Here is a 23,304-nt window from a genome sequence, read left to right on the forward strand (position 1 = left end):
CGCCGCGTGGCTACCGGCCGCTGTCGCGGGTCGGATCTACCGTGGGAGCATGGCCCGCAGTACCGCCTCGACGCGTCGCGCCCCCGCGAAGGGCGGTTCGTCGCGCGCGCGCAAACCCGACCCCGCTCCCAAGCGCTACGTGGGTGAGGATGAGCGGCCCTCGGTCGCCGTCCGCGCCTGGATGGGGCTCGCGCACCTCACGGGTGGGCTGTTCCGCACGTTCGGACCCGAGACGCTCGAAAAGGATCAGCGTCGCGATGGGTTCCCGTTCCTGCTCGTCCTGCTCGCCGTCGCCGGCGCCGTGATCGAGTGGTTCTTCATCGGCACCGAGGTGTCGGCGGCCATCAGCGCGTACTCCATCGGAGGGCTCGTCGGGCGGGTCTCCTTCATCCTTCCGGTCTTCCTCGTTCTGCTGGCGGGCTGGCTGTTCCGCCATCCCGCATCCGTGCACGACAACGGCCGCATCGGTATCGGGTTCGCGTTGTTCATCCTGACCATCGCGGGGTTCTGTCATGTGCTGGGCGGTCGCCCGCAGCCGTCGTCCGGCCTGCCCGCGCTCAGCACTGCGGGCGGGCTCTTCGGCTGGATGGCGGGGGAGCCCCTCGCGCTCCTGCTGACGCCGGTCGGAGCAGGCATCGTGCTGACCCTCCTGGCCGTGCTCAGCGTGCTCATCCTCACTCGCACGCCCCCGAACCGCATCGGTCGCCGCCTCGGCGATCTCTATGCCTGGATGTTCGGCGCCGAGCGGCACGAGCAGGTCGAGAAGCCCGATCGCGCGAAGGATGCGGCGGGCTCCGGCGACGACGACGCGACGGAAGCCATGCCCTGGTGGCGTCGCAACAAGACCGGACGCGAGCAGGACCCGGACGGCGACACGGGCTCGCAGGATCTCACCCAGCTGCTGTTCACCGACACGCCTCCGCCCGGCGGGTTCGACAACGCACTCGAGCCCGCGCGCCCCGCGCCGCCTCTGCCTGGCGCGCCGGACGCTCTGACCGAGGTCATCGATCCCACGGTGATCGCCGCGGCGGAACGTGCGGTCGCGGACAGTCGCGCCGCTGCAGGTCTCCAGGACGACGGGGATTCCGGTCCGCAGCCCACCCTCGACGGCATCGAGGGCTTCGGCGGCAGCGGCGACCGCGTTCCTCCTGCGGCCTCCTACTCTCTGCCCTCGGTCGCGTCCCTCGCGGCCGGATCGGCACCGAAGACGCGCTCCGAGGCCAATGACGCGGTCGTGCGCGCCATCATGGGCGTGTTCGAGCAGTTCAAGGTCGATGCGAAGGTCACGGGCTTCTCGCGCGGGCCGACGGTCACGCAGTACGAGGTGGAGGTCGGCCCGGGAGTCAAGGTCGAGCGCATCACCGCGCTCACCAACAACATCGCGTACGCCGTCGCCTCCAACGAGGTGCGCATCCTCGCGCCGATCCCGGGCAAGAGCGCCATCGGTGTCGAGATCCCCAACACGGACCGTGAGATCGTGACGCTGGGCGACGTGCTGCGCTCGCAGAACGCACTGCAGTCCACGCATCCGATGACGATCGGTGTCGGCAAGGACGTCGGCGGCGGATTCGTCGTCGCCAACCTCGCGAAGATGCCCCACCTCCTGGTCGCCGGCTCCACCGGCTCCGGAAAGTCGAGTTTCGTCAACTCGATGATCACGAGCCTGCTCATGCGCTCGAAGCCGTCCGAGGTGCGGATGGTGCTCATCGACCCGAAGCGCGTGGAGCTCACCTCCTATGCCGGAGTCCCGCACCTCATCACGCCGATCATCACGAACCCCAAGAAGGCGGCCGAGGCGCTGCAGTGGGTCGTGAAGGAAATGGACATGCGCTACGACGACCTCGCGTCGTTCGGGTTCCGCCACATCGACGACTTCAACAAGGCGGTCGTCACCGGGCAGATTCAGTTGCCCCCCGGCAGCGAGCGCGTGCTGAAGCCGTACCCGTATCTCCTCGTCGTCGTCGACGAGCTCGCCGACCTCATGATGGTCGCCCCGCGCGATGTCGAGGACTCCATCGTGCGCATCACGCAGCTGGCGCGTGCGAGCGGCATCCACCTGGTGCTGGCGACCCAGCGCCCGAGCGTCGATGTCGTGACGGGCCTCATCAAGGCCAATGTGCCCTCGCGTCTCGCTTTCGCCGTCACGAGCGTCACCGACTCTCGCGTCATCCTCGACCAGCCCGGCGCCGACCGGCTCATCGGTCAGGGAGACGGCCTCTTCCTGCCCATGGGTGCGTCCAAGGCCATCCGCGTGCAGGGGGCCTGGGTCAGCGAGCCCGAGATCGAGAAGGTGGTGCAGCACGTCACCGGCCAGGCCCGCCCCGAGTACCGGGCGGATGTGGCGGCCGTCACCGAGAAGAAAGAGATCGACGCCGATATCGGTGACGACCTCGAGCTGTTGCTCGCGGCGGCGGAACTCGTCGTCGGCACGCAGTTCGGGTCGACCTCGATGCTGCAGCGCAAGCTGCGCGTCGGCTTCGCCAAGGCGGGACGCCTCATGGATCTCATGGAGTCGCGCGAGATCGTGGGTCCGTCCGAGGGTTCCAAGGCGCGAGACGTGCTGGTGACGCCCGAGCAGCTGCCCGGGGTCCTCGCTCGTCTCCGCGGCGACGACCCGCCCGCCGGAGGGGCCGTCGACGATCGGTATGGACCGGATGCCGTCGACTCGCAGTTCGACGGACTCGAAGTGGTCGACGGTGATGAGGGCTCTGAAGACGCCTGGAGCCTCACCGGGCGCGACTGAACGCTCCCCGCTCGCTAGGCTCGCATCGTGGCGGTACCCCGACAGCTTCCCAACGCGATCACGATCGTGCGCATCCTGTGCGCGCCGGTCTTCCTCTGGCTTCTGCTGGCCGACGCGGGCGAGGGCGGTGCGCTGCGATGGGCGGCGACCGTGCTGTTCGTCGTGGCGATCGCCACGGACGGCATCGACGGCTACCTCGCCCGGCGCTACGAGATCGTCACCGACCTCGGCAAGCTTCTGGATCCGATCGCGGACAAGGCACTCACGGGGTGCGCCTTCGTGGGCCTGTCGATTCTCGGTGAGCTGCCCTGGTGGGTCACCATCGTTGTGCTGGTGCGCGAGGTCGGCATCACCGTGTACCGGTTCGCGGTCGTCAGCGACCACGTCCTCGCCGCGGCCTGGATGGGAAAGCTCAAGACGGTGGCTCAGGCCGTGGCGCTCTCGCTGGCGCTCGCTCCGCTCGCTCCCCTCGTGGGGGAGTGGATCCATGTCGTGAATACCATCACCATGTGGATCGCCGTCATCCTCACGCTCGCGAGCGGAATCGACTACGTCGTCAGCGAGGTGAGAGGGCGCCGCGCGCGCCGTTCGGGAGGCGCCCATGTCGGATGAGCGATTCATGGACGACAGCGTGCTGGACGAGCAGACCTCGATCGTCGGCGGCCGACGTACGGACGCCGAGCACATCGTCCAGCGTCTCGGTGAGCTGGGCTGGACCATAGGCATCGCCGAGTCGCTGACCGGCGGCGAGGTGTGCAGCCAGCTGGTCGCGGTCGCCGGCGCATCGAAGGTCGTGCGCGGCGGGATCGTCGCATACGCCACCGAGCTGAAGCAGAGCCTGCTCGGCGTCGATGCGCTCGTGCTCGAGCTGGGCGGTCCGGTCCAGGCCAAGGTTGCGCGACAGATGGCGGAGGGGGTGCGCGAGGCGGTCGCGGTCGGCGGTGCCGCGGCGGACGTCGGTGTCGCGACCACGGGGATCGCGGGACCCACCTCGTCGGACGGGCAGCCGGTCGGAACCGTGTTCGTCGCCGTCTCCACCCCGCTGGGCACCCGGGTGGAACTGCTGCAGCTCGACGGTGACCGGGAACAGATCCGCCAGCGCACCGCCCGTCGCGCTCTCCGGATGGTGCTCGAGGCGCTCTGAGGGAACAGATCGGGTTACCACTGGGTTACGTTGTGCGATTCTCATCCGTCACCCAGCGGCGCGGGATTAGATTGGCCGCACGCACTGTTGTAGCGTTATGCACCCGGTGCACGACGGATTCGGTAAAAGGAGGGCTCGAAATGATCCTGGTACGTCATGAGATCGGCGAAGTCCTTCGTGAGCTCCGTCAGCAGAAGGGTCGTACCCTTCGTCAGGTCGCCAGCCGCGCGAGTGTGGCCCTCGGATACCTGAGCGAGGTCGAGCGCGGACAGAAGGAAGCCTCGAGCGAGATCCTCGGCGCTGTCGCCGAGGCGCTGGATGTTCCCATCTCCACGATCATGCGCGAGGTCTCCGATCGGCTGTCCGTTCTGGAGGGCATCAACTCCTTCCCGGACGTCGTGCCGGACGAGCTGGTCGCGATGGCCTCTCCCGAACTCTCGCTGCGCTGAATGCGCCGCAGCGAGTTCGATCGCGCCGTCCGAGACGAGTTCGGCTCGCGAGGGGCGTATCTGGTCGATGATCTGGTGCTCGCCGGGGCCGGCGACCGCACGGCCGCTCAGGCGTTGGCAGCGGGGGAGCCGACGCGAGACGTCTGGCTCGCGCTGTGCGCAGAGATGGATGTCCCGCCGACGCGGCGATACGGAGTCGGGCGGCTCGAACCGCGTCGGTGACGTCGGCGTGTCGTCGAAGATCTGTTCGATTCGCGCGTAGTGTTCTGCACAGACGGCGTCCGAGGGATGTCTGTCCACGGATGCGGAGCATTCCGACGCGATGTCGGAGGCCCTGCCTACCGTGGGAGATGTCGCAACGACACGTACGCCTTGCCGCCGAAGCCGGACCCTGTGCCGGGTGGAGCGGCAGCCTACAGGCGACCGACATCGAGCAGAAGGAACCCTCATGCCCTCACCCGCAGACCGCGAGAAAGCCCTCGAATCGGCTCTCGCCCTGATCGACCGGCAGTTCGGAAAGGGCTCGGTCATGCGACTGGGCAGCGAAGACCGCGCCCCGGTCGAGATCATCCCGACCGGTTCCATCGCTCTGGATGTCGCCCTCGGCGTCGGCGGTCTTCCGCGCGGACGCATCATCGAGATCTACGGTCCGGAGTCCTCCGGTAAGACCACGCTGACCCTGCATGCGATCGCCAACGCGCAGCGTGCGGGCGGAATCGCCGCCTTCATCGACGCCGAACACGCGCTCGACCCCGACTACGCCAAGAAGCTCGGTGTCGACATCGACCAGCTCCTGGTGTCGCAGCCCGACACCGGTGAGCAGGCCCTCGAGATCGCCGACATGCTGGTGCGCTCCGGCGCCATCGACCTCGTCGTCATCGACTCGGTCGCGGCCCTCGTGCCCAAGGCGGAGATCGAGGGCGAGATGGGCGACAGCCACGTCGGCCTCCAGGCGCGCCTCATGTCGCAGGCGCTGCGCAAGCTGACGGGTGGTCTGAACCAGACGAAGACCACCGCCATCTTCATCAACCAGCTCCGCGAGAAGATCGGTGTCTTCTTCGGCTCGCCGGAGACGACCGCGGGTGGAAAAGCGCTCAAGTTCTACGCCTCGGTCCGCCTCGACATCCGTCGCATCGAGACGCTGAAGGACGGCACGGAGGCGGTCGGTAACCGCACTCGCGTCAAGGTCGTCAAGAACAAGATGGCGCCGCCCTTCAAGCAGGCAGAGTTCGACATCCTCTTCGGCACCGGCATTTCCCGCGAGGGAAGCCTCATCGACTTCGGTGTCGAACAGGGCATCGTCAAGAAGTCGGGTTCCTGGTTCACCTACGACGGCGAGCAGCTGGGGCAGGGTAAGGAGAACGCCCGCAACTTCCTGCGCAACAACGCCGACGTCGCCGCGGAGATCGAGCAGAAGATCAAGACCAAGCTCGGCATCGGCCCCGTCATCGAGGCGCCGGTGGAAGACGAGCTGGCTCAGCGACGCCCGGCATGACCCACGAGGACGACCGGGGCGAGACGGACGCCCTCGCCCCGGTGATCCCGCTCTTCGGGCAGCGTTCGGCTGGCTCCGCGAGTTCTCGCGAGGAGTCGACGCCCCGGGTGCGGCGGCCGTTCTTCACTCCCGAACCGGATGCCGACGAGAGCATGTCCGCCTTCGACGCACGGGACGACGACGAGGAGTCGCCCTCGGATCCCGACGCCGATGGCGGCGAGGCGGTGCAGGCGGCATCCGACGCGTTGCTGAGGAAGCTCCGGTCGCGCTCGCTCTCCGAACGTGAAGCGCGCACCTTCTTGGCTCAGCGCGATCTGTCGCGCGACGCCGTCGAGGAGATCGTGGCTGACTTCCTCCGCCTGTCCTACCTCGACGATGCCGCGTTGGCGGAACAGCTGGTGCACGTCGGCGTGTCCCGGAAGGGCGAAGGGCGCGTGGCGATCGCGCAGGCGATGGCGCGCCGCGGCGTGCCGCGCGATGTGGCCGATGCCGCGCTGGACGCGGTCGGCGACGATGATGCCGAGCGTGCCCTCGAGTTCGCGCGTCGCAAGGCCACGTCGATCGGCGGTCGCGACGACGACGCCGCGCTGCGCCGACTCGTCGGTCAGCTCGCTCGCCGCGGCTATCCGTCGTCGGTCGCGATGACCGCGGCCCGGCAGGCTCTCGCTGAGGCTCGGCGTCCTGCCGTCGGCGGTCCCCGCTTCGACTGAGCGGAGGCCGCTTACGGCTGCGATGCCGGTCGATCGCGCGAACGTAGAATGGCTCCCATCATGACGATCCCCTCGAGCGCTCCGACCCTCATCGCCGCCTCGCCCGCCGCGCACGACGCGGACGGCCGCGCGCGGACCTACGAGGTGCGCACTTTCGGCTGCCAGATGAACGTGCACGACTCCGAGCGCCTTTCGGGGTCGCTGGAGTCGGCGGGATACGTCCCCGTCGAGCCCGGTGCGGAAGCCGACGTCGTCGTGATCAACACGTGCGCGGTGCGCGATAACGCCGCCGGAAAGCTCTACGGCACCCTCGGGCATCTGAAGTCACGCAAGAACGCCCATGCCGGCATGCAGATCGCCGTGGGCGGTTGCCTGGCGCAGATGGACAAGCAGACGGTCGTCGACAAGGCGCCGTGGGTCGACGTCGTCTTCGGCACCCACAACATGGGCTCGCTGCCGAAGCTCCTCGAGCGCGCGCGACACAACGAAGAGGCCGAGCTCGAGATCCTCGAGTCCCTCGATGTCTTCCCGTCGACGTTGCCGACCAAGCGCGACAGCGTGTACAGCGGGTGGGTCTCCATCTCGGTGGGCTGCAACAACACCTGCACGTTCTGCATCGTTCCGAGCCTGCGCGGCAAGGAGAAGGACCGCCGCCCAGGCGACATCCTCAGCGAGATCCGTCTGCTCGTCGAGGACGGCGCGATCGAGGTCACGTTGCTCGGCCAGAACGTGAACTCCTACGGGGTGGAGTTCGGTGATCGTCAGGCATTCGGCAAGCTCCTGCGTGCCGCCGGCGAGATCGAGGGTCTGGAGCGGATCCGCTTCACGAGCCCTCATCCCGCCGCCTTCACCGACGACGTCATCGATGCGATGGCCGAGACGCCCGCTGTGATGCCGCAGCTGCACATGCCGCTGCAGTCCGGCAGCGACCGCATCCTCAAGGCCATGCGCCGCTCGTACCGTTCGGAGCGCTTCCTCGGCATCCTCGATCGAGTGCGCGCTCGCATCCCGCACGCTGCGATCTCGACCGACATCATCGTCGGCTTCCCGGGCGAGACCGAGGAGGACTTCCAGGAGACGCTGCGGGTCGTCGAACAGGCGCGGTTCGCGAGCGCCTTCACCTTCCAGTACTCGATCCGCGAGGGCACCCCGGCCGCGACGATGGAGGAGCAGGTTCCCAAGGAGATCGTGCAGGAGCGCTACGAGCGCCTCGTCGCCCTCCAGGAGCGCATCAGCCTCGAAGAGAACCAGAAGCAGGTTGGTCGCCGGCTCGAGGTGCTCGTATCCGCCGGCGAGGGCAAGAAGGATGCGGCCACGCGACGGCTCACCGGGCGTGCCGAAGACAACCGGCTCGTGCATTTCGAGGTCCCCGAAGGCTCGCCGGTGCCGCGCCCCGGTGACGTCGTCTCGGTCGTGGTGACGCACGCGGCGCCCTTCCATCTCCTGGCCGATGCGCCGGACGGCGCCCCGCTCGCGATTCGGCGCACGCGTTCGGGCGACGCGTGGGATCGGGCCGAGGCCGATTCCTGCGGCGTGCCCGCGCCCGCGGGCTCCGGCCCGAAGGCGGTCTCCCTGGGTCTTCCCTCGCTTCGTCGGGAGCAGTGATGCCCGCGCCCCGGTTGTGGATCGTGGCCGGGGCCACCGGCACGGGAAAGACCGGGATCTCGCTCACACTGGCCGAGGAGCTCCGCGCCAGGGGTCGGGCGGCCGAGATCGTCAACGCGGACGCCATGCAGCTGTATCGCGGCATGGACATCGGAACGGCGAAGCTGCCTATCGCAGAGCGGCGCGGCATCCCGCACCACCTCTTCGATGTGCTCGAGGTGACGGCGGAAGCCGCCGTGGCGGACTATCAGTCGCGCGCCCGGCAGGTGATCGAGGCGATCAACGCCCGCGGGGCTGACGCGATCCTCGTCGGAGGTTCGGGGCTGTACGTCTCGGCGGTCGCGTACGACTTCCGCTTTCCTCCGCGCGACCAGACGCTGCGTGCGGCGCTGGAAGCGGAGTTGGAAGAGCTCGGCCCCGGAGTGCTGTACGAGCGCCTTCGCGGCATGGACCCGGTCACCGCGGAACGCGTCGATCCGCACAACGGTCGACGCATCGTACGGGCGCTCGAGATCCTGGCGCAGGGCGCCACGACGCACGGCGCCGCGCTGCCCGAAGACCCGCGTCTCTGGCACCCGCGGACGCATCTGTTGGTCGCCCACGAAGAGCGCGACGTCCTCGTGCCGCGTCTGGACGCGCGCGTCGAGCGGATGTGGCGCGACGGCCTGCTCGACGAGGTCGTCGGCCTGCGCGAACGGGGGCTCGACGCGGGCGTCACGGCGCGCCGGGCCATCGGATACGCACAGGCCATCGGCGAGCTCGACGGCCGCCTGAGTCGCGACGAGGCGATCGCGCAGACCCAGGCGCTCACCCGTCGGTACGCCCGTCGCCAGGTCTCCTGGTTCCGCCGCTACACGGCGGCTCGTCGGGTCACCGCCGCCACGGCGGCGGCGGATATCGTCGAGGGGTGACCACGCTCCGCATCCGGCCCTTCGCCGCCTCCGATACCGAGCCGGTCGTCGCGCTGTGGCGCGAGGCGGGGCTGACCCGGCCGTGGAACGACCCGTACCGCGACATCGAGCGCAAGCTCGCCGTGCAACCCGAGCTGTTCCTCGTCGCGACGATCGAGGAACGCGTCTGCGGCTCGGTCATGGCCGGCTACGACGGCCACCGTGGCTGGCTGTACTACCTGGCGGTCGATGCCGCCCACCGAGACAGCGGAGTCGGTCGCCGGCTCGTGCGCGAGGCCGAGGAGCGCCTCTCGGCGATGGGGTGCCCGAAGGTCCAGCTCATGGTACGGCCGGAGAACTCCCGTGCGCGCGGGTTCTACGAGGCCCTGGGATACGAGGACTTCGACACCTGGGCCACCGGGAAGCGCCTCATCGCCGACGAACCGGCCCTGCCCCGCCCGTAGACTGGCGGAATGTCGCGCACGCTCCCGTTCACCAAGGGCCACGGAACCGGGAACGACTTCGTGATCCTCACCGATCCCGACGGAGAGCTCGATCTCAGCGACGACCAGATCGCGGTGCTCTGCGATCGCCGATTCGGCATCGGCGGGGACGGACTCCTCCGTGTCGTGCGGTCGGCTCGGATCCCCGAGGGCGCGGATGCTGCTGCAGCCGGCGCCGAGTGGTTCATGGACTACCGCAACGCCGACGGGTCGAAGGCGGAGATGTGCGGCAACGGCACGCGCGTGTTCGCGCGTTTCCTCGAGGACCAGAACCTCGCGTCGCTCGACGCGCCGCTGCGCATCGGAACCCGCGCCGGGGTCAAGACGCTCACGCGCAGCGAACGCGGCTTCGAGGTGGATCTGGGAGAGTGGGTCGTCGACGAGAACGACGTGCTCGTGCGTGCCCGCGGTCTGGATGTCGCGCGTCCGGGTCAGCCGGTGGACGTCGGCAATCCCCATGTCGTGGTGGCCCTGTCCTCCGAGGCCGAGTTGGAGGCGCTCGATCTGACGGTGCAGCCCGTGCTCGATCCGCCGCCGCCGGCCGGTGCGAACATCGAGTTCGTCGTCCCCAGCGACCCCCTCGTCGTGGGCGGCGTGGGCGGGATCCGGATGCGGGTCTTCGAGCGGGGCGTCGGAGAGACGCTCAGTTGCGGCACCGGTGTGGCCGCCGCAGCTCTCGCGGTGCGCCATTGGGCGGGGCCCGCGGCGCCCGAGGCATGGGTCGTGGACGTGCCCGGCGGGACGCTGGGCGTGCGCATGCACGACGGGCACGTGCTGCTGTCGGGGCCCGCCTCGCTGGTCTTCCACGGCGAGGTGACGCTGGCCTAGCGGGAGCCGGTGCCCGCTCGACCCTTGGCGGCCGCAGCACCGACCACGCCCATCATGAGCAGGACGAGCGTGGCGCTGAGCACAGGGGCGAAGCCCGCGGCGGCACCCAGGTTCTGCGCGAGCAGCCCGGAAAGCGCGGAGCCCGCCGCGATGCCGAGGACGATGCCGCTCGTGGTGAGCGTCAACAGGATGCCGGCCCGCCCTTCGTCCGCGGCGTCGCCCACGACCCGGAAGATGGTCAGCAGCAGTGGGCCTTGGAAGGCGCCTGCGATGAGTCCGGCACCGACGATCCACACGACGTCGTCGGCCACGAGCATGAGCGAGGCGCCCACGGTCATCCCGCAGGCGGCCACGCTCCAGCGGGTCCAGGTGCCGACGCGCTCGGGGACGAGCACCATCGACAGCGTGGTGATGGCCGAGCCGACCGCCATGACCGCGTAGAGCAGCGCGCCCGCATCCGGGATGCCGATGCGCTCCGCGAAGGCGGTGAGGCCGGTCTGGCTCGCACCGAAGAACGTGCCCATCGCCAGCATGCCGACGAGTGCGGTCACGAGCAGAGTGCGGCGCCGGGCGGAGGTCGCGGCGCGGGGCGGTGCCTGTCGCCTCCGCGGGACGCTTCGGTGCGTGCGGTGCACGGCGAACTGCGTCGCGAAAGCGACCACGAGTGCGCCCGCCAGCAGGGTGGCCGCCTGCGGCGACACGAACGCGGCGGTCAGACCCACGATGGCGGGGCCGAAGATGTAGGAGATCTCGTCGATGACGCCCTCGAAGGCGAAGGCGGTCGGCAGATCGTCCGGTGCGAGGGAGAGCCACCGGGTGCGGGAGAACGCGCCGACCTGCGGCAGGCTCAGCCCGATTCCGGCGGCGAGAGCGACCGCTCCACCGTCGGGCACACGCCCGGCGCCCCACGTCAGGAGAACCAGAAGCGCGACGTGCACCACGACACCGGCGAGCAGGACCGGGCGCTGCCCGATGCGGTCCGCGATCGCACCCGAGGCGGGAGCACCGACGGCCTCGCCGATCGCGGCGGCCGCCGCTGCGAAGCCGCCGACGGCGATGGACCCCGTGGCGGAGGTCACGAGCGTCAGCACGGCGAGCGGAACCATCGACAGGGGAAGACGCCCGAGGCTCGTGGCCACCAGGTAGTCCCAGCCGGCGATGCGCGGCAGGGCACGGTACGAGCGGATGCCGACGGAAGTGGGGGAGGGCATGCGGAAACTCCGATCGGCGCATCCCCCGCCCGAACTGCGCCCTCAGCCCATCAGTCGTTGTGAGCCGAGCGTATCACCGTCAGGGCAACGGGATGGGAGCGGTGACCTCGCTCCCGTGGCGACGGATCTTGAGCACCCGGAAGCCGCGCGCCGTCGCCGTGCGGTGCACACTGAAGCCCGCGGGGAAGGAAGCGGCGAGCCAGCGCTGAAGCGAATCGGCACCGAGGTTGCGTGCGACCACGAGCCACGCGTCCGAGCGTTCGTCCAGTCGCGGGATCCAGCGCTCGAGCATGCCGTGCAGCTCGTTCTTGCCGACACGGATCGGAGGATTCGAGCGGATCGTGCGGAAGGCGATGTCGTCGGGAACATCGTCGGGGGTCACAGCGTTCACATTGGTGAGGCCGAGCTTCTCCGCGTTGCGGCGGACGAGATCGAGCGCCCGCTGGTTGACATCGACCGCCCACACCGTGGCGTGCGGGGACGGAAGCGCCAGCGAGAGCGAGATCGGGCCCCAGCCGCATCCGAGGTCGAGGAAGTGGCCGCCGGCGGGAGGCGGCGGTGTGTTGCTCAGCAGCACGGCGGTGCCCGCATCCAGTCGATCCGGGCTGAACACTCCGCCGGCCGTCGTCACATCGATGTCGCGACCGGCCACGGTCACACGGATGGTGCGGAGGTTCTCGGGACTGGCGGGTGACGCGGTGAAGTAGTGGTCACTCCCCATACACGAAGCGTAGCGGTAAGTCTCCGAAGGCGGGAGGCTAGAGTGATCGGGCGCGAGACGCCCCGAAAGGAAACGATGACAGAAACACCCCCGTCCACCGACGAGCAGCGGCTCGACGACGTCGACCGGGTGCTCTCGCGAGCGGACTCTCGCGCACGGATGCGCGGCCCCCTGGCGGGAGCGCAGGCCCTGCAGGATGCGGCGACCGTCGCCGACGGCTTCGGCGACGGCGATCAGTTCGACCGCGAGGAGCGCCAGGCGCTGCGACGGGTCGGCGGCCTGTCGACCGAGCTCGAGGATGTCACCGAGGTCGAGTACCGACAGTTGCGGCTCGAGAACGTCGTGCTCGTGGGCGTCCACCCGCAGGGCGCGACCGAGGACGCGGAGAACTCGCTGCGCGAGCTCGCGGCACTCGCCGAGACCGCGGGCGCTGTCGTGCTCGACGGCGTGCTGCAGCGCCGGCCCCACCCGGATCCCGCGACCTACATCGGCCGCGGAAAGGCGGAGGAGCTGCGCGACATCGTCGCCGCTGTCGGCGCCGACACCGTCATCGCCGACACCGAGCTCGCGGCGAGCCAACGGCGTGCGCTCGAAGACGTCGTCAAGGTCAAGGTGATCGATCGCACCACGGTGATCCTCGACATCTTCAGCCAGCATGCGAAGAGCCGGGAGGGCAAGGCGCAGGTCGAGCTCGCGCAGCTCGAGTACCTTCTGCCGCGCCTGCGCGGTTGGGGTGAGTCGATGAGCCGGCAGGCCGGCGGTCAGGTCGGCGCCGGCGGCGCCGGTATGGGCTCGCGCGGACCCGGCGAGACGAAGATCGAGCTCGACCGCCGCCGCATCCGCACCCGGATGGCGCAGCTGCGTCGTCAGATCCGGGACTTCGCCCCGGCCCGTGACGCCAAGCGTGCCGAGCGCAAGCGCAACACGATCCCTGCCGTGGCGATCGCCGGGTACACGAACGCCGGCAAGTCCAGCCTCCTGAACCGCCTCACGCGCGCGGGCGTCCTTGTGGAGAACGCGCTGTTCGCCACGCTGGATGCCACCGTCCGACGCTCGGTGACCGAGGACGGGCGCATCTACACGCTGACCGACACCGTCGGTTTCGTGCGCAACCTCCCGCACCAGCTGGTCGAGGCGTTCCGTTCGACGCTCGAGGAGGTCGGCGACGCCGACGTCATCGTGCACGTCGTCGACGGCTCGCACCCCGATCCCGCCGCTCAGCTCGCAACCGTTCACGACGTGATCGGCGACGTGGGCGCGCGCGACACGCATGAGATCGTCGTGTTCAACAAGGCCGACCTCATCGACGACGACGCGCGGCTCCTGCTGCGGGGCCTCGTGCCCTCAGCGGTGTTCGTCTCGTCGCGCACGGGCGAGGGCATCGACGAGCTCCGTCAGGTCATCGAGGATGCGCTTCCCGTGCCGGAGGTCGAGCTGCGGGTCCTGCTGCCGTACGATCGCGGCGACCTGGTCTCAGCCGTGCACGAGCACGGGATGATCTACGAGGAGACGCACGAGGCGGAGGGCACAGCCCTGCACGCTCGCGTCGGCGCCGCGCTCGCCGGCAGGCTCGAGGACTTCCTCGCCTGAGCCCGACTCATTCTCCGTCGAGCGCGGGCAGGAGGACGAACAGCGCCGGATCGTCCGCCGTCGCGGTGAAGCCGGCCCGTCGGAGGGTCTCGGTCCACTCCGAGGTGCGGGGGCGGGCGAACAGGGGGCGCACGAGCTCGCGCGAGACGACGACGCCCAGGTCGCGATCCGCATGCGCGGTGTGATTCTCGCGGTCGATGAACACCTCCCGCCCGTCCGGGCCGTCGGCGACGCGCAACGCGCCGATCGAGAGCGCAAGCTCGGGCGCGTCCGCGGCGAAGCCGAACACCTCGCCGAGGAACGCGAGCTCGGAGGCGAGCGCGTCGATGGTCGTCTCCCGGCGTCGGAACCCGTGTCCCTCGCCCTCGTACAGGACGTATGCGTGCGGGACGCCGTGGTGGCGCAGCGCGTCGCGGATGGCCTCGGCCTGCGCGGGCGGGACAACCCGGTCCTCGGTGCCCTGCAGGATCAGCAACGGCACCCGGAAGCGCTCGGGATGCGTCAGCGGCGAGCGTTCGACGTAAACCTCCTCCGTCTCCGGCAGAGGACCGATGAGTCCGTCGAGATAGCGCGACTCGAACTCGTGCGTATCCGCCGCGAGCGCGCGTGCGTCACCGACGCCGTAGCGGGAGACTCCCGCGGCGAAGACCTCGCCTCGGGTGAGCGCCGACAGCACCGTCCAACCGCCGGCCGACCCTCCCTCGATCGCGAGGCGGTCCGGGTCTGCGAGACCGGCCGCGGCGAGGTGTCGGGCGGCTGCGATCACGTCGTCCACGTCGGCGACGCCCCACTGGCCGCGCAGCCGCTCACGGTAGGCGCGCCCGTAGCCGGTCGATCCGGAGTAGTTGACGTCGAGCACTCCGATGCCCCGGCTGGTGAAGAAGGCGATCTTGCGGGATGCGGCAGGGCCCACATGGGCGGTCGGTCCGCCGTGCACCCACACGAGGCAGGGAGCGAGCTCGTCGTCGGGTCCGCGTCGTTCTGGATGGGTCGGCGGATAGAAGTAGGCGTGCACGGGTCCGTGGGGTCCGTCAGCGGTCAACGCGCGTGGCGCGGGCAGCCACGGCTCGAGCGCTGAGAGGTCGTCGCCTGCTAGCCGTTCCGGCGCCGCGACGCCGTCCGCGTCCACGAGCCAGAGCCCGAGCGGGGCGGATGCGGAAGCCGTCGTGATCAGGAAGCGCGTGCCACGCGCGTCCTCGAGAAAGCTCTGGGATGCGCCGTCGATACCGACGGCGCGAGTCGCGCCGTCGGCGGGATCGATCACCACGACAGAGTCCTCGCCGTTCGTGCGCACCGCGACGATCCGTCCGTCCTCGAGCGGGGCGAACCACCGCATCCCGAGCGTCCACAGCGCGCCGCCGGTGTCGGCGTCGTCGTGAGTGAGGGTGCTGTGCTCGCCGGTGTCGGGGCGCACGCGCTGCACCTGCCACCGGCCCGACGCGTCGTCGAGGTACAGCAGTTCGTCGGAACCGGTCCACACCGGCTGGAGGGCCGAAGCCGCACCGTCCGTCACGCTCATCGCATCGACGACCACGCCGTCGCGCAGCCGCCCGATGTGCACGCGCGTGCGGTCCCAGGGCAGGTCGGGCTGGTTCCAGCCGATCCAGGCGAGATGACGACCGTCAGGAGACAGTGCGGGCTGGGCGACGAAGTCGTCCCCGTCGGCGACGACGCGCGCGCCGGAGCCGTCCAGGGCGATCTCCACGATGGCTCGTTCCCCTCCGGAGGCTGCCGTACGCTCCCGCACTGCCAGCAGACGCCCCGCGGCCCACACGAGGCCGCCGAACGCCGTGTCGTCCTCCCCGGGCGTGAGCGGCATCGGGGCGCCGTCGGGATCGAGCGCGTACACGCGCTGGTCGCTGCCCTCGACGAACAGCAGCCGGCCGTCATCCGTGGCGCACCACGCGCCGCCGCCGTACTCGTGCACGCGCGACCGGGCACTCCAGGGAGTGGGAAGGACGTCGCCGGTCCGCCCGTCGCCCTGTCGGCGGCGAACCGCCATCCGCCCGCCCTCGTCGGGCACCGACTGGGCCCACCAGATCTCGTCGCCGACGAAACGCGCGCCGTCGAAGCGGGTTGAGGCGCCTGCGACGTCGGCAGCTGAGATGGGGGACGGCCAGGAACCGTAAGAGCTGGAGGCGGTCATGTCACCACGCTACGCGGCGGCCAGCCGACAGCCCAGCCGAACGAGGAGGAGTCGAGGGGTCAGACAGCGCGCATCAGCGCGACGACCTTTCCGAGCACGACGGCATCATCGCCGAGGATCGGCTCGAAGGCCGTGTTGCGCGGCAGCAGCCACACGTGCCCGTCACGGCGCCGAAACGTCTTCACCGTCGCCTCCCCGTCGAGCATCGCGGCGACGATGTCGCCGTTCTCCGCCGTCGGCTGCGAGCGGATCACGACCCAGTCGCCGTCGCAGATCGCGGCGTCGATCATCGAGTCTCCCGACACCTTCAGCATGAACAGATCGCCCTTGCCTACGAGCTGGCGAGGCAGCGGGAAGATCTCTTCGACATGTTGGTCGGCCGTGATCGGCACACCCGCCGCGATCCGACCCACGAGAGGCACCAGGGCGGCGTCGCCCACGGCGGGTGCCGCATCGGCAGGGTTCTCTGCGGCGGTGCCGGGCAGATCGATCAGGACCTCCATGGCGCGCGTCTTGCCGGGGTCGCGCCGCAGGTAGCCGGAGAGCTCCAGCTGGTTGAGCTGGTGAGTGACGCTCGAGAGCGACTTCAGTCCGACCGCGTCTCCGATCTCTCGCATGCTCGGCGGGTAGCCGTGGCGTGCGATCGAGTGCTGGATGACCTCGAGGATCGCGAGCTGCTTGTCGCTGAGGCTCTTGCGCCGGCGGGTCTGCGGCTTCTGGTTGGTGGCCATGCGGCGCTCCCGTCGGGTCTGTTCCGTTCGAATGTCGGAGGTCGGTGATTCGGTGTCCTCAGCCAAACCGTAGCGGGAATCGGCGGCGATCCGGTCCTTGGACAGGGCGTGTCGTCTTCGAAACTCAGCGGGTTGTGCGATCACTTGACAGTACCGTAAATCGAAGATAGCTTCGGAAGAGAAGTTCGTACCCGGTCCTCCCGGCCGGGGGGTCGGGTACGAATCTCTTCCCGTCCTGAAGGAGTCGTCATGAGCACGATCGAGTTCGCCGCCCCCGTCGCCACCCGCCTGCGCCTGACCGCGCGCGGTCGCCGGGTGCTCGCCTGGCTCGTTGCTCTGCCCGTCGTCGCGGCGGTGGCCGTCGGTGTGATCAGCGGTGGATCCGCGCTCGCCTCCCGCGAGCCCGGCGCAGCTGCCGGCTCGTTCGAGATGGTGACGGTGATGGCGGGGGAGTCGCTGTGGTCGATCGCGGAGGAGGTCGCGCCGCAGGACGACCCGCGTGACGTCGTCGACGCGATCATGCGGCTCAACACGCTGCCGGGCGCGCAGGTGAGCGCCGGTCAGCGTCTGGCCATCCCGGCGGAGTACAGCTCGGGCGAGTGAGGTGCTGCGCGGTTCTACGATGGACCGCGTGACCATCAGCCTCGACGATCTGCCGATCCGCGACGACCTGCGCGGGCTCAAGCCCTACGGCGCCCCCCAAGCGCCGCTTCCGGTGGCGTTGAACGTCAACGAGAACACGCATCCTGTCCCGGCTGACGTGGCGGCCGACATCCTCGCGTCGATCGGCGCCGCTCTCGAACAGGTGAACCGCTACCCCGACCGCGAGTTCACGCACTTGCGCGAGGCGTTCGCCGGGTATCTGGGCGGCGGGCTGACGACGGAGCAGATCTGGGCGGCGAACGGATCCAATGAGGTGCTGCAGCACGTTCTGCAGGCGTTCGCGGGTCCTGGGCGCACGGCCTTCGGCTTCGCCCCCACGTACTCGATGTATCCGCTGCTCACCCGGGCGACGGGGGCGAGCTGGATCGCCGGTACGCGTGCCGACGACTACAGCCTGAGCGCCTCATCCGCTGCGGAGCAGGTACGTCAGGCGGACCCGGACGTGATCTTCCTCTGTGCGCCGAACAATCCCACCGGCACGCCGATGACGCTCGACGTCATCGAGGCGGTGTACGCCGCCAGCCGCGGCATCGTCATCGTGGACGAGGCGTATCAGGAATTTGCCCCGCGGGGCACCGTGTCGGCGATCTCCCTCCTGCCCGGGCGTGAGCGGCTGATCGTCTCCCGCACGATGAGCAAGGCGTTCGCCTTCGCGGGTGCGCGTGTGGGCTACCTTGCTGCCGATCCCGCCGTCGTTGACGCTCTTCGTCTGGTGCGGCTGCCGTACCACCTCAGTGCGCTGACCCAGGCGGCGGCGGAGGCGGCGCTGCGTCACGCGGACACGATGCTCGGCATGGTCGACGAGATCGTCGCCCAGCGCGATCGCATCAGTCGTGAGCTGGCGGCGATGGGCTACCGCCCGCACGAATCGTGGACCAACTTCGTGCTCTTCGGCGGCGTCGCCGACCCCGCGGCCGTCTGGCAGGCGCTCTACGAGCGCGGCGTCCTCATCCGCGACGTCGGTATCCCCGGCCACCTGCGTGTCACCGCGGGAACCGAGGCCGAGACGACCGCGTTCCTGGCTGCCATGGCGTCGATAGACTCGCAGGCATGACCGCGCAGCCCGTCCCTCACCGCACTGCCGAGCTCAGCCGGGCCACGAGCGAGTCGCAGATCGAGCTCTCGCTCGACCTCGACGGCACCGGGAAGAGCTCGATCTCGACGAGCGTTCCGTTCTTCGACCACCTGTTGACGGCGTTCGCCAAGCACTCCCTCACCGATCTGACGGTGCGGGCCACGGGCGACACTCACATCGACGCGCACCACACTGTGGAGGATGTCTCGATCGTGCTCGGTCAGGCCATCCGCGCCGCGCTGAGGGACAAGAGTGGCATCGCGCGCTACGGCGACGCGCTCGTGCCCCTCGACGAGGCGCTCGCACAGGCGGTCGTCGACATCAGCGGTCGTCCCTACCTGGTCCACGACGGTGAGCCCGAGGGGTACGCCTTCCACCTGATCGGCGGCCACTTCACCGGGTCCCTCGTGCGGCACTCGTTCGAGGCCATCGCCTACAACGCCGCGCTCACGGTGCACGTCCGCGTGCTCGGTGGTCGCGACCCGCACCACATCGCCGAGGCGGAGTTCAAGGCGTTCGCACGTGCCTTCCGCCAGGCCAAGGCGCTCGACCCGCTCGTCGACGGCATTCCCAGCACCAAGGGCGCCCTGTGACCGACGCTCCGCTCGTCGCGGTCCTCGACTACGGGTCGGGCAATGTCCACTCCGCCGTCAAGGCGCTGGCCGCAGCCGGCGCCGACGCACGGCTGACTGCCGACCGCGGCCTCATCCAGGATGCAGACGGCCTGCTGGTGCCGGGAGTGGGGGCGTTCCGAGCGGTGGCAGAGGCTCTGCGCGCCAGCAAGGGCGACGAGCTCATCGGCCGGCGCTTGGCCGGCGGACGTGCCGTCCTGGGCATCTGCGTCGGCATGCAGGTGCTCTTCGAGCACGGCGTCGAACGCGGGGACGCGACCGACGGGTTGGGGGAGTGGCCAGGAACGGTCACCGAGCTCGACGCGCCGGTTCTGCCCCACATGGGCTGGAACACCGTCGCGCCCGAGCCGGGCTCGCGCCTGTTCGCAGGGCTGGAGGACGAGCGCTTCTACTTCGTCCACTCCTTTGCTGCCCAGCAGTGGACGATGCCGCCGCAGGCGCCGTTCGCCGAACCGGTGCTCACGTGGAGCACGCACGGCTCCCCGTTCCTCGCCGCCGTGGAGAACGGGCCGCTCAGCGCGACGCAGTTCCACCCCGAGAAGTCGGGTGCTGCGGGCATCCGTCTGCTCTCCAATTGGATCAGCACGCTGCGACCCCAGTAGTCTCTTACCTCGTGCCGCACGCCGGGGATCCGCCGGGTGCGCGAGCGCACGAGGAGCCATGAACGATTTCGCGTCCACCCCTGAACTCATCCTCCTGCCGGCGGTCGATGTCGCCGACGGGAAGGCCGTCCGTCTCACCCAGGGCGAGGCCGGTAGCGAGACCAGCTACGGCGACCCTGTCGATGCCGCGGTCGAGTGGGCGCGGCAGGGCGCGCAGTGGATCCATCTCGTCGACCTCGACGCCGCGTTCGGCCGCGGCAACAACACCGCCGTCATGCGCCGGGTCATCAAGCAGGTGAAGGGTGTCCAGGTCGAGCTGTCGGGCGGCATCCGCGACGACGAGAGCCTCGACGCCGCTCTCGAATCAGGGGCTTCGCGCATCAACCTCGGCACGGCGGCGCTGGAGAACCCCGAGTGGGCGGCGGATGTCATCGGCCGCTACGGCGAGGCCGTCGCCGTCGGCCTGGACGTACGGGGCACCACGCTCGCCGCGCGCGGCTGGACCCGCGAGGGCGGTGACCTCTGGGCCGTGCTGGACCGCCTCGAGGATGCGGGCTGCAGCCGCTATGTCGTGACCGACGTCACCAAGGACGGCACGCTGCGCGGACCCAACGTGGAACTGCTGCGCGAGGTCACGGCGCGCACCCCTAAGCCGGTCGTCGCCTCGGGCGGGATCTCGAGCCTCGACGACATCGCCGCGCTCCGCGAGCTGGTGCCGCTGGGCGTCGAGGGCGCCATCGTGGGCAAGGCCCTCTACGCCGGCGCGTTCACGCTGGCCGAGGCGCTGGATGTCGCAGGGCGCTGACGAGAGCTGCGGACACGACTCCGCAGGAGTTCCCTGGGAGGGGCGCCGATTCCAGCCGAACACCCATGCGGGTGACGACGGTTCCGCGGACGCGGCGCTGCTCGACGCGCTGACCGACTTCCGCGCGGGCGGAGGCGACGCCGTCGCCGTCGTCGACGCCTATCGCCGTGCGCGCCTGCTGATCCCCCTCATCGCCGAGAAGGGAGAGGAGGGCACAGCCCCCAGCGGGTTGCGCGTGGACAAGACGCAGGAGCTGTCGATCGTCACGGTGGCCGGACCCGACGGACGCCGCGTGCTTCCGGTGTTCACCTCTGTCGAGACCATGGCCCGGTGGGATCCGTCCGCGAGGCCCGTGCCCGCCGACGGCATCCGCACCGCACTCGCGGCTGCGGGCGACGACACCGATCTCATCGTCATCGATCCTGGGTCGCCGACGGAGTTCGTGCTGCGTCGTCCGGCTGTCTGGGCGATCGGTCAGGGACACCCGTGGGAGCCGAGCCCCGTGTCGCCCGAGGTCTTCGCAGGGCTGCAGGAAAGCATCGGCGGTGAACTCGCCGTGCTCGACCTCTCGGTCGCCGCGGGCGACCCCGACGCGCGTCTGCGGGGGCCGGAGCTGATCGTCGAGCTGCACCTCATCGACGGTCTCGACAAGGAGCAGCTCGACGCGGTACTGGCCCGTCTCGCGCGCCGCTGGTCGGTCGATGACCGCATCGCGGTGCTCGTCGACTCGTTGACGGTCAAGCTCCGCCGGTCGCGCTGAGCCGGCCGCATCCGCTCAGGTGACGGGACCCGTCCACTTTTCGCCGGGACCCTTGCCGATCGGATCCGGAATCACCGACGCCTCGCGGAACGCGAGCTGGACCGAGCGCAATCCGTCGCGCAGCGACCGTGCGTGCATGTCGCTGATCTCCGGCGCTCCGGCCGTGATCAGACCCGCGAGGGCGTTGATGAGCTTGCGCGCCTCGTCGAGGTCGGTCTGCGTCTCGGGGTCGTCGGCGAGGCCCACCTTGACGGCGGCGGCGCTGAGCAGGTGCACGGCGGTGGTGGTGATGACCTCCACCGCGGGCACGTCTGCGATGTCGCGGGATGCGGCCGTCGCCGCGGCCTCCTGACGCTCCCAGCGCTCCTGGTTGGCGCGTGCCTGCGCGTCGATGTCGGCGGCCTGGTCGTACGGAGTCGAGTCCACGTTGCTCTTTCTGCTAAAGTGGGCGAGCACCGGAGCGTCTGCTCCGATCGAAAGAGGATCACATCCCACCCGCGCTTGCCGCTCCAGGCTACCGGGTCATTGCACTCCGCCTCCTCCTGAGGGGGCAGTCAGGGTGCGAGAAAGCCGGCGCTTCGCGTCGTGTCGGGTGGCGTGGTCTTCTTCCGCCCGGGAATGTCGTCGACATCCCGGTGGCCCCATCCGCTACGTCAGAGGAGTTCCGCATCAGCGATCCCCGCACCAACGACCGCATCCGCGTTCCCGAGGTCCGCCTCGTCGGACCCGCGGGTGAGCAGGTCGGCGTCGTCCGCATCGAGGTGGCGCTGCGCCTGGCCCAGGAGGCCGACCTCGATCTCGTCGAGGTGGCCCCGAACTCGAAGCCCCCCGTGGTCAAGATCATGGACTACGGCAAGTTCAAGTACGAGGCTGCGCAGAAGGCCAAGGAAGCGCGTCGCAATCAGGCCAACACCGTCCTCAAAGAGGTGCGTTTCCGCCTGAAGATCGAAGCTCACGACTACATCACCAAGCTCAAGCGCGCCGAGGGCTTCCTGCAGGCCGGCGACAAGGTCAAGGCGATGATCCTGTTCCGCGGTCGCGAGCAGTCGCGTCCCGAGCAGGGTGTGCGTCTGCTGCGCAAGTTCGCAGAGGACGTCGCCGAGTTCGGCACCGTGGAGTCGAACCCCACGATCGACGGACGCAACATGGTCATGGTGGTCGCCCCGCACAAGAACAAGTCCGAGGCGAAGGCGGAGCAGAACGCTCAGCGCGCGGCGAACAAGGAAGCCGCCCGTCAGGCACGCACTGGGGATGCCCCGGAGCCTGCCACCGCAGACGCGGCCGAATAAGGCCACACACCTGATCCCGCGCCACGCGGGAGTCACAACGAAGGAAGAGAAGATGCCGAAGCAGAAGACCCACTCGGGTGCCAAGAAGCGCTTCAAGCTGACCGGAAGCGGCAAGCTCATGAAGCAGCAGGCGGGCATGCGTCACAACCTCGAGGGCAAGTCGAGCCGTCGCACCCGTCGTCTGAACCAGGAGCAGGTCCTGGCTCCCGGTGACGCCAAGCAGGCCAAGAAGCTCCTCGGCCTCTGATCGCCGACGCACGTAAGTAAGGGAAAGAAATGGCTAGAGTCAAGCGGGCAGTAAACGCCCACAAGAAGCGTCGCGTCATCCTCGAGCGCGCCTCCGGTTACCGCGGTCAGCGTTCGCGCCTGTACCGCAAGGCCAAGGAGCAGGTCACCCACTCGCTGGTCTACGCGTACCGTGACCGTCGCAAGCGCAAGGGCGACTTCCGCCGCCTCTGGATCCAGCGCATCAACGCCGCTGCCCGCCAGAACGGCATCACCTACAACCGCTTCATCCAGGGCCTCGGCCTCGCGGGTGTGCAGGTCGACCGCCGCATCCTGGCAGAGCTCGCCGTGAACGAGCCCGCCACGTTCGCGTCGCTCGTGGCGACGGCGAAGGCGGCTCTGCCGACCGACGTCAACGCCGCCAAGGCCTCGGCGTAATCAGAACACCCCGAAGGGGCGTCCTCCTCGCGGAGGGCGCCCCTTCGGT

26 protein-coding genes are annotated in these 23,304 nt (G+C 69.6%); 21 read left to right on the forward strand and 5 right to left on the reverse strand.

Going from position 1 to position 23,304, the window contains the following annotated elements; translation table 11 throughout:
- The first annotated feature begins 49 nt into the window (after nucleotides 1-49).
- The 11 genes from ACYVJS_RS01185 to dapF all read left to right on the forward strand — a co-directional run bounded on the left by ACYVJS_RS01185 (nucleotide 50) and on the right by dapF (nucleotide 10,367).
- Nucleotides 50-2,743 carry an FtsK/SpoIIIE family DNA translocase gene (locus tag ACYVJS_RS01185; RefSeq protein ID WP_460736973.1) on the forward strand — a complete coding sequence of 898 codons (2,694 nt, stop codon included), beginning with the start codon at nucleotides 50-52 and terminating at the stop codon, nucleotides 2,741-2,743.
- A gap of 27 nt (nucleotides 2,744-2,770) precedes the next feature.
- Complete coding sequence (pgsA, locus tag ACYVJS_RS01190) at nucleotides 2,771-3,355, forward strand: CDP-diacylglycerol--glycerol-3-phosphate 3-phosphatidyltransferase (protein ID WP_460736975.1); 585 nt, start codon at nucleotides 2,771-2,773, stop codon at nucleotides 3,353-3,355.
- Nucleotides 3,345-3,887 carry a CinA family protein gene (locus tag ACYVJS_RS01195; RefSeq protein WP_460736977.1) on the forward strand — a complete coding sequence of 181 codons (543 nt, stop codon included), beginning with the start codon at nucleotides 3,345-3,347 and terminating at the stop codon, nucleotides 3,885-3,887. Before pgsA ends, ACYVJS_RS01195 begins: the two co-directional genes overlap by 11 nt.
- Before the next feature lie 140 nt (nucleotides 3,888-4,027).
- Complete coding sequence (locus ACYVJS_RS01200) at nucleotides 4,028-4,336, forward strand: helix-turn-helix domain-containing protein (protein WP_137416575.1); 309 nt, start codon at nucleotides 4,028-4,030, stop codon at nucleotides 4,334-4,336.
- Complete coding sequence (locus ACYVJS_RS01205) at nucleotides 4,337-4,558, forward strand: DUF3046 domain-containing protein (RefSeq protein ID WP_243227206.1); 222 nt, start codon at nucleotides 4,337-4,339, stop codon at nucleotides 4,556-4,558.
- 226 nt (nucleotides 4,559-4,784) lie between these two features.
- A complete protein-coding gene (gene recA / locus ACYVJS_RS01210; protein ID WP_460736979.1) occupies nucleotides 4,785-5,831 on the forward strand; it encodes a recombinase RecA in 1,047 nt (348 codons plus the stop codon).
- The gene (locus tag ACYVJS_RS01215) at nucleotides 5,828-6,541 is read left to right on the forward strand and encodes a regulatory protein RecX (protein ID WP_460736981.1); all 714 of its coding nucleotides are present in this window, start codon (nucleotides 5,828-5,830) and stop codon (nucleotides 6,539-6,541) included. The genes recA and ACYVJS_RS01215 overlap by 4 nt, the downstream gene beginning before the upstream one ends.
- A gap of 60 nt (nucleotides 6,542-6,601) precedes the next feature.
- Nucleotides 6,602-8,146: a tRNA (N6-isopentenyl adenosine(37)-C2)-methylthiotransferase MiaB gene (gene miaB, locus ACYVJS_RS01220; RefSeq protein WP_460736983.1), complete on the forward strand. Its 1,545-nt coding sequence runs from the start codon at nucleotides 6,602-6,604 to the stop codon at nucleotides 8,144-8,146.
- On the forward strand, nucleotides 8,146-9,057 hold the full coding sequence (miaA, locus tag ACYVJS_RS01225; protein ID WP_460736987.1) for a tRNA (adenosine(37)-N6)-dimethylallyltransferase MiaA: 912 nt from the start codon (nucleotides 8,146-8,148) through the stop codon (nucleotides 9,055-9,057). Before miaB ends, miaA begins: the two co-directional genes overlap by 1 nt.
- Nucleotides 9,054-9,500 carry a GNAT family acetyltransferase gene (locus ACYVJS_RS01230; protein ID WP_460736989.1) on the forward strand — a complete coding sequence of 149 codons (447 nt, stop codon included), beginning with the start codon at nucleotides 9,054-9,056 and terminating at the stop codon, nucleotides 9,498-9,500. Before miaA ends, ACYVJS_RS01230 begins: the two co-directional genes overlap by 4 nt.
- 9 nt (nucleotides 9,501-9,509) lie before the next feature.
- Entirely contained in the window at nucleotides 9,510-10,367 is an 858-nt protein-coding gene (gene dapF / locus ACYVJS_RS01235) for a diaminopimelate epimerase (protein WP_460736991.1), read from the forward strand.
- On the opposite strand, the gene ACYVJS_RS01240 is transcribed toward dapF, so the two are convergent.
- Nucleotides 10,364-11,578, reverse strand: a complete 1,215-nt coding sequence (locus ACYVJS_RS01240) for an MFS transporter (protein ID WP_460736993.1) — start codon at nucleotides 11,576-11,578, stop codon at nucleotides 10,364-10,366. The genes dapF and ACYVJS_RS01240 overlap by 4 nt on opposite strands.
- A gap of 79 nt (nucleotides 11,579-11,657) precedes the next feature.
- Entirely contained in the window at nucleotides 11,658-12,299 is a 642-nt protein-coding gene (locus ACYVJS_RS01245; protein WP_460736995.1) for a class I SAM-dependent methyltransferase, read from the reverse strand.
- Between the two features lie 75 nt (nucleotides 12,300-12,374).
- Here ACYVJS_RS01245 and hflX point away from each other — a divergent pair, with 75 nt between their 5' ends.
- Nucleotides 12,375-13,889, forward strand: a complete 1,515-nt coding sequence (hflX, locus tag ACYVJS_RS01250) for a GTPase HflX (protein WP_460736997.1) — start codon at nucleotides 12,375-12,377, stop codon at nucleotides 13,887-13,889.
- A 7-nt stretch (nucleotides 13,890-13,896) separates the two neighbouring features.
- Here the strand turns inward: hflX and ACYVJS_RS01255 are convergent, their stop codons facing one another.
- Together ACYVJS_RS01255 and lexA are read right to left on the reverse strand one after the other, a co-directional pair.
- Entirely contained in the window at nucleotides 13,897-16,035 is a 2,139-nt protein-coding gene (locus tag ACYVJS_RS01255; RefSeq protein WP_460736999.1) for a dipeptidyl-peptidase 5, read from the reverse strand.
- Nucleotides 16,036-16,094: 59 nt separating this feature from the next.
- The gene (lexA, locus tag ACYVJS_RS01260) at nucleotides 16,095-16,766 is read right to left on the reverse strand and encodes a transcriptional repressor LexA (RefSeq protein WP_460737000.1); all 672 of its coding nucleotides are present in this window, start codon (nucleotides 16,764-16,766) and stop codon (nucleotides 16,095-16,097) included.
- A gap of 249 nt (nucleotides 16,767-17,015) precedes the next feature.
- On the opposite strand from lexA, the gene ACYVJS_RS01265 reads away from it, so the two are divergent.
- From ACYVJS_RS01265 to ACYVJS_RS01290, 6 genes are read left to right on the forward strand one after another with little or no spacing between them, the layout of a single operon-like run.
- Nucleotides 17,016-17,369 carry a LysM peptidoglycan-binding domain-containing protein gene (locus tag ACYVJS_RS01265; RefSeq protein WP_460737002.1) on the forward strand — a complete coding sequence of 118 codons (354 nt, stop codon included), beginning with the start codon at nucleotides 17,016-17,018 and terminating at the stop codon, nucleotides 17,367-17,369.
- A 19-nt stretch (nucleotides 17,370-17,388) separates the two neighbouring features.
- Nucleotides 17,389-18,483, forward strand: coding sequence for a histidinol-phosphate transaminase (locus tag ACYVJS_RS01270; protein WP_460737004.1), 1,095 nt, complete (start codon nucleotides 17,389-17,391; stop codon nucleotides 18,481-18,483).
- A complete protein-coding gene (hisB, locus tag ACYVJS_RS01275; protein ID WP_460737006.1) occupies nucleotides 18,480-19,097 on the forward strand; it encodes an imidazoleglycerol-phosphate dehydratase HisB in 618 nt (205 codons plus the stop codon). Before ACYVJS_RS01270 ends, hisB begins: the two co-directional genes overlap by 4 nt.
- Nucleotides 19,094-19,738 (forward strand): imidazole glycerol phosphate synthase subunit HisH, encoded by a 645-nt coding sequence (gene hisH / locus ACYVJS_RS01280; RefSeq protein WP_460737008.1) that lies wholly within the window; start codon nucleotides 19,094-19,096, stop codon nucleotides 19,736-19,738. Before hisB ends, hisH begins: the two co-directional genes overlap by 4 nt.
- A gap of 58 nt (nucleotides 19,739-19,796) precedes the next feature.
- Entirely contained in the window at nucleotides 19,797-20,543 is a 747-nt protein-coding gene (gene priA, locus ACYVJS_RS01285) for a bifunctional 1-(5-phosphoribosyl)-5-((5-phosphoribosylamino)methylideneamino)imidazole-4-carboxamide isomerase/phosphoribosylanthranilate isomerase PriA (RefSeq protein WP_460737010.1), read from the forward strand.
- Nucleotides 20,527-21,303, forward strand: a complete 777-nt coding sequence (locus tag ACYVJS_RS01290) for an SseB family protein (RefSeq protein WP_460737012.1) — start codon at nucleotides 20,527-20,529, stop codon at nucleotides 21,301-21,303. The genes priA and ACYVJS_RS01290 overlap by 17 nt, the downstream gene beginning before the upstream one ends.
- Before the next feature lie 15 nt (nucleotides 21,304-21,318).
- Here ACYVJS_RS01290 and ACYVJS_RS01295 read toward each other — a convergent pair whose 3' ends face one another.
- Entirely contained in the window at nucleotides 21,319-21,696 is a 378-nt protein-coding gene (locus ACYVJS_RS01295) for a DUF1844 domain-containing protein (protein WP_309736596.1), read from the reverse strand.
- 242 nt (nucleotides 21,697-21,938) lie between these two features.
- On the opposite strand from ACYVJS_RS01295, the gene infC reads away from it, so the two are divergent.
- From infC to rplT, 3 genes are read left to right on the forward strand one after another with little or no spacing between them, the layout of a single operon-like run.
- Nucleotides 21,939-22,592 carry a translation initiation factor IF-3 gene (gene infC / locus ACYVJS_RS01300; protein WP_243227224.1) on the forward strand — a complete coding sequence of 218 codons (654 nt, stop codon included), beginning with the start codon at nucleotides 21,939-21,941 and terminating at the stop codon, nucleotides 22,590-22,592.
- 52 nt (nucleotides 22,593-22,644) lie between these two features.
- Nucleotides 22,645-22,839 carry a 50S ribosomal protein L35 gene (gene rpmI / locus ACYVJS_RS01305; protein WP_055968051.1) on the forward strand — a complete coding sequence of 65 codons (195 nt, stop codon included), beginning with the start codon at nucleotides 22,645-22,647 and terminating at the stop codon, nucleotides 22,837-22,839.
- Nucleotides 22,840-22,868: 29 nt separating this feature from the next.
- A complete protein-coding gene (gene rplT / locus ACYVJS_RS01310) occupies nucleotides 22,869-23,255 on the forward strand; it encodes a 50S ribosomal protein L20 (protein ID WP_137416599.1) in 387 nt (128 codons plus the stop codon).
- Nucleotides 23,256-23,304: the final 49 nt, after the last annotated feature.

This window comes from Microbacterium neimengense (genome assembly GCF_054782995.1).

Excerpts from the sequence above, each read along its gene's own strand:
- miaB (WP_460736983.1), top strand. The coding sequence starts at position 6,602 with ATGACGATCCCCTCGAGCGCTCCGACCCTCATCGCCGCCTCGCCCGCC.
- ACYVJS_RS01290 (WP_460737012.1), top strand. The coding sequence starts at position 20,527 with ATGTCGCAGGGCGCTGACGAGAGCTGCGGACACGACTCCGCAGGAGTT.
- rpmI (WP_055968051.1), top strand. The coding sequence starts at position 22,645 with ATGCCGAAGCAGAAGACCCACTCGGGTGCCAAGAAGCGCTTCAAGCTG.
- ACYVJS_RS01245 (WP_460736995.1), bottom strand. The coding sequence starts at position 12,299 with ATGGGGAGTGACCACTACTTCACCGCGTCACCCGCCAGTCCCGAGAAC.
- ACYVJS_RS01195 (WP_460736977.1), top strand. The coding sequence starts at position 3,345 with ATGTCGGATGAGCGATTCATGGACGACAGCGTGCTGGACGAGCAGACC.
- ACYVJS_RS01265 (WP_460737002.1), top strand. The coding sequence starts at position 17,016 with ATGAGCACGATCGAGTTCGCCGCCCCCGTCGCCACCCGCCTGCGCCTG.
- ACYVJS_RS01185 (WP_460736973.1), top strand. The coding sequence starts at position 50 with ATGGCCCGCAGTACCGCCTCGACGCGTCGCGCCCCCGCGAAGGGCGGT.
- hflX (WP_460736997.1), top strand. The coding sequence starts at position 12,375 with ATGACAGAAACACCCCCGTCCACCGACGAGCAGCGGCTCGACGACGTC.
- ACYVJS_RS01255 (WP_460736999.1), bottom strand. The coding sequence starts at position 16,035 with ATGACCGCCTCCAGCTCTTACGGTTCCTGGCCGTCCCCCATCTCAGCT.
- dapF (WP_460736991.1), top strand. The coding sequence starts at position 9,510 with ATGTCGCGCACGCTCCCGTTCACCAAGGGCCACGGAACCGGGAACGAC.
- ACYVJS_RS01270 (WP_460737004.1), top strand. The coding sequence starts at position 17,389 with ATGGACCGCGTGACCATCAGCCTCGACGATCTGCCGATCCGCGACGAC.
- rplT (WP_137416599.1), top strand. The coding sequence starts at position 22,869 with ATGGCTAGAGTCAAGCGGGCAGTAAACGCCCACAAGAAGCGTCGCGTC.
- priA (WP_460737010.1), top strand. The coding sequence starts at position 19,797 with ATGAACGATTTCGCGTCCACCCCTGAACTCATCCTCCTGCCGGCGGTC.
- lexA (WP_460737000.1), bottom strand. The coding sequence starts at position 16,766 with ATGGCCACCAACCAGAAGCCGCAGACCCGCCGGCGCAAGAGCCTCAGC.
- ACYVJS_RS01200 (WP_137416575.1), top strand. The coding sequence starts at position 4,028 with ATGATCCTGGTACGTCATGAGATCGGCGAAGTCCTTCGTGAGCTCCGT.
- ACYVJS_RS01240 (WP_460736993.1), bottom strand. The coding sequence starts at position 11,578 with ATGCCCTCCCCCACTTCCGTCGGCATCCGCTCGTACCGTGCCCTGCCG.
- hisB (WP_460737006.1), top strand. The coding sequence starts at position 18,480 with ATGACCGCGCAGCCCGTCCCTCACCGCACTGCCGAGCTCAGCCGGGCC.
- recA (WP_460736979.1), top strand. The coding sequence starts at position 4,785 with ATGCCCTCACCCGCAGACCGCGAGAAAGCCCTCGAATCGGCTCTCGCC.
- miaA (WP_460736987.1), top strand. The coding sequence starts at position 8,146 with ATGCCCGCGCCCCGGTTGTGGATCGTGGCCGGGGCCACCGGCACGGGA.
- ACYVJS_RS01205 (WP_243227206.1), top strand. The coding sequence starts at position 4,337 with ATGCGCCGCAGCGAGTTCGATCGCGCCGTCCGAGACGAGTTCGGCTCG.
- ACYVJS_RS01215 (WP_460736981.1), top strand. The coding sequence starts at position 5,828 with ATGACCCACGAGGACGACCGGGGCGAGACGGACGCCCTCGCCCCGGTG.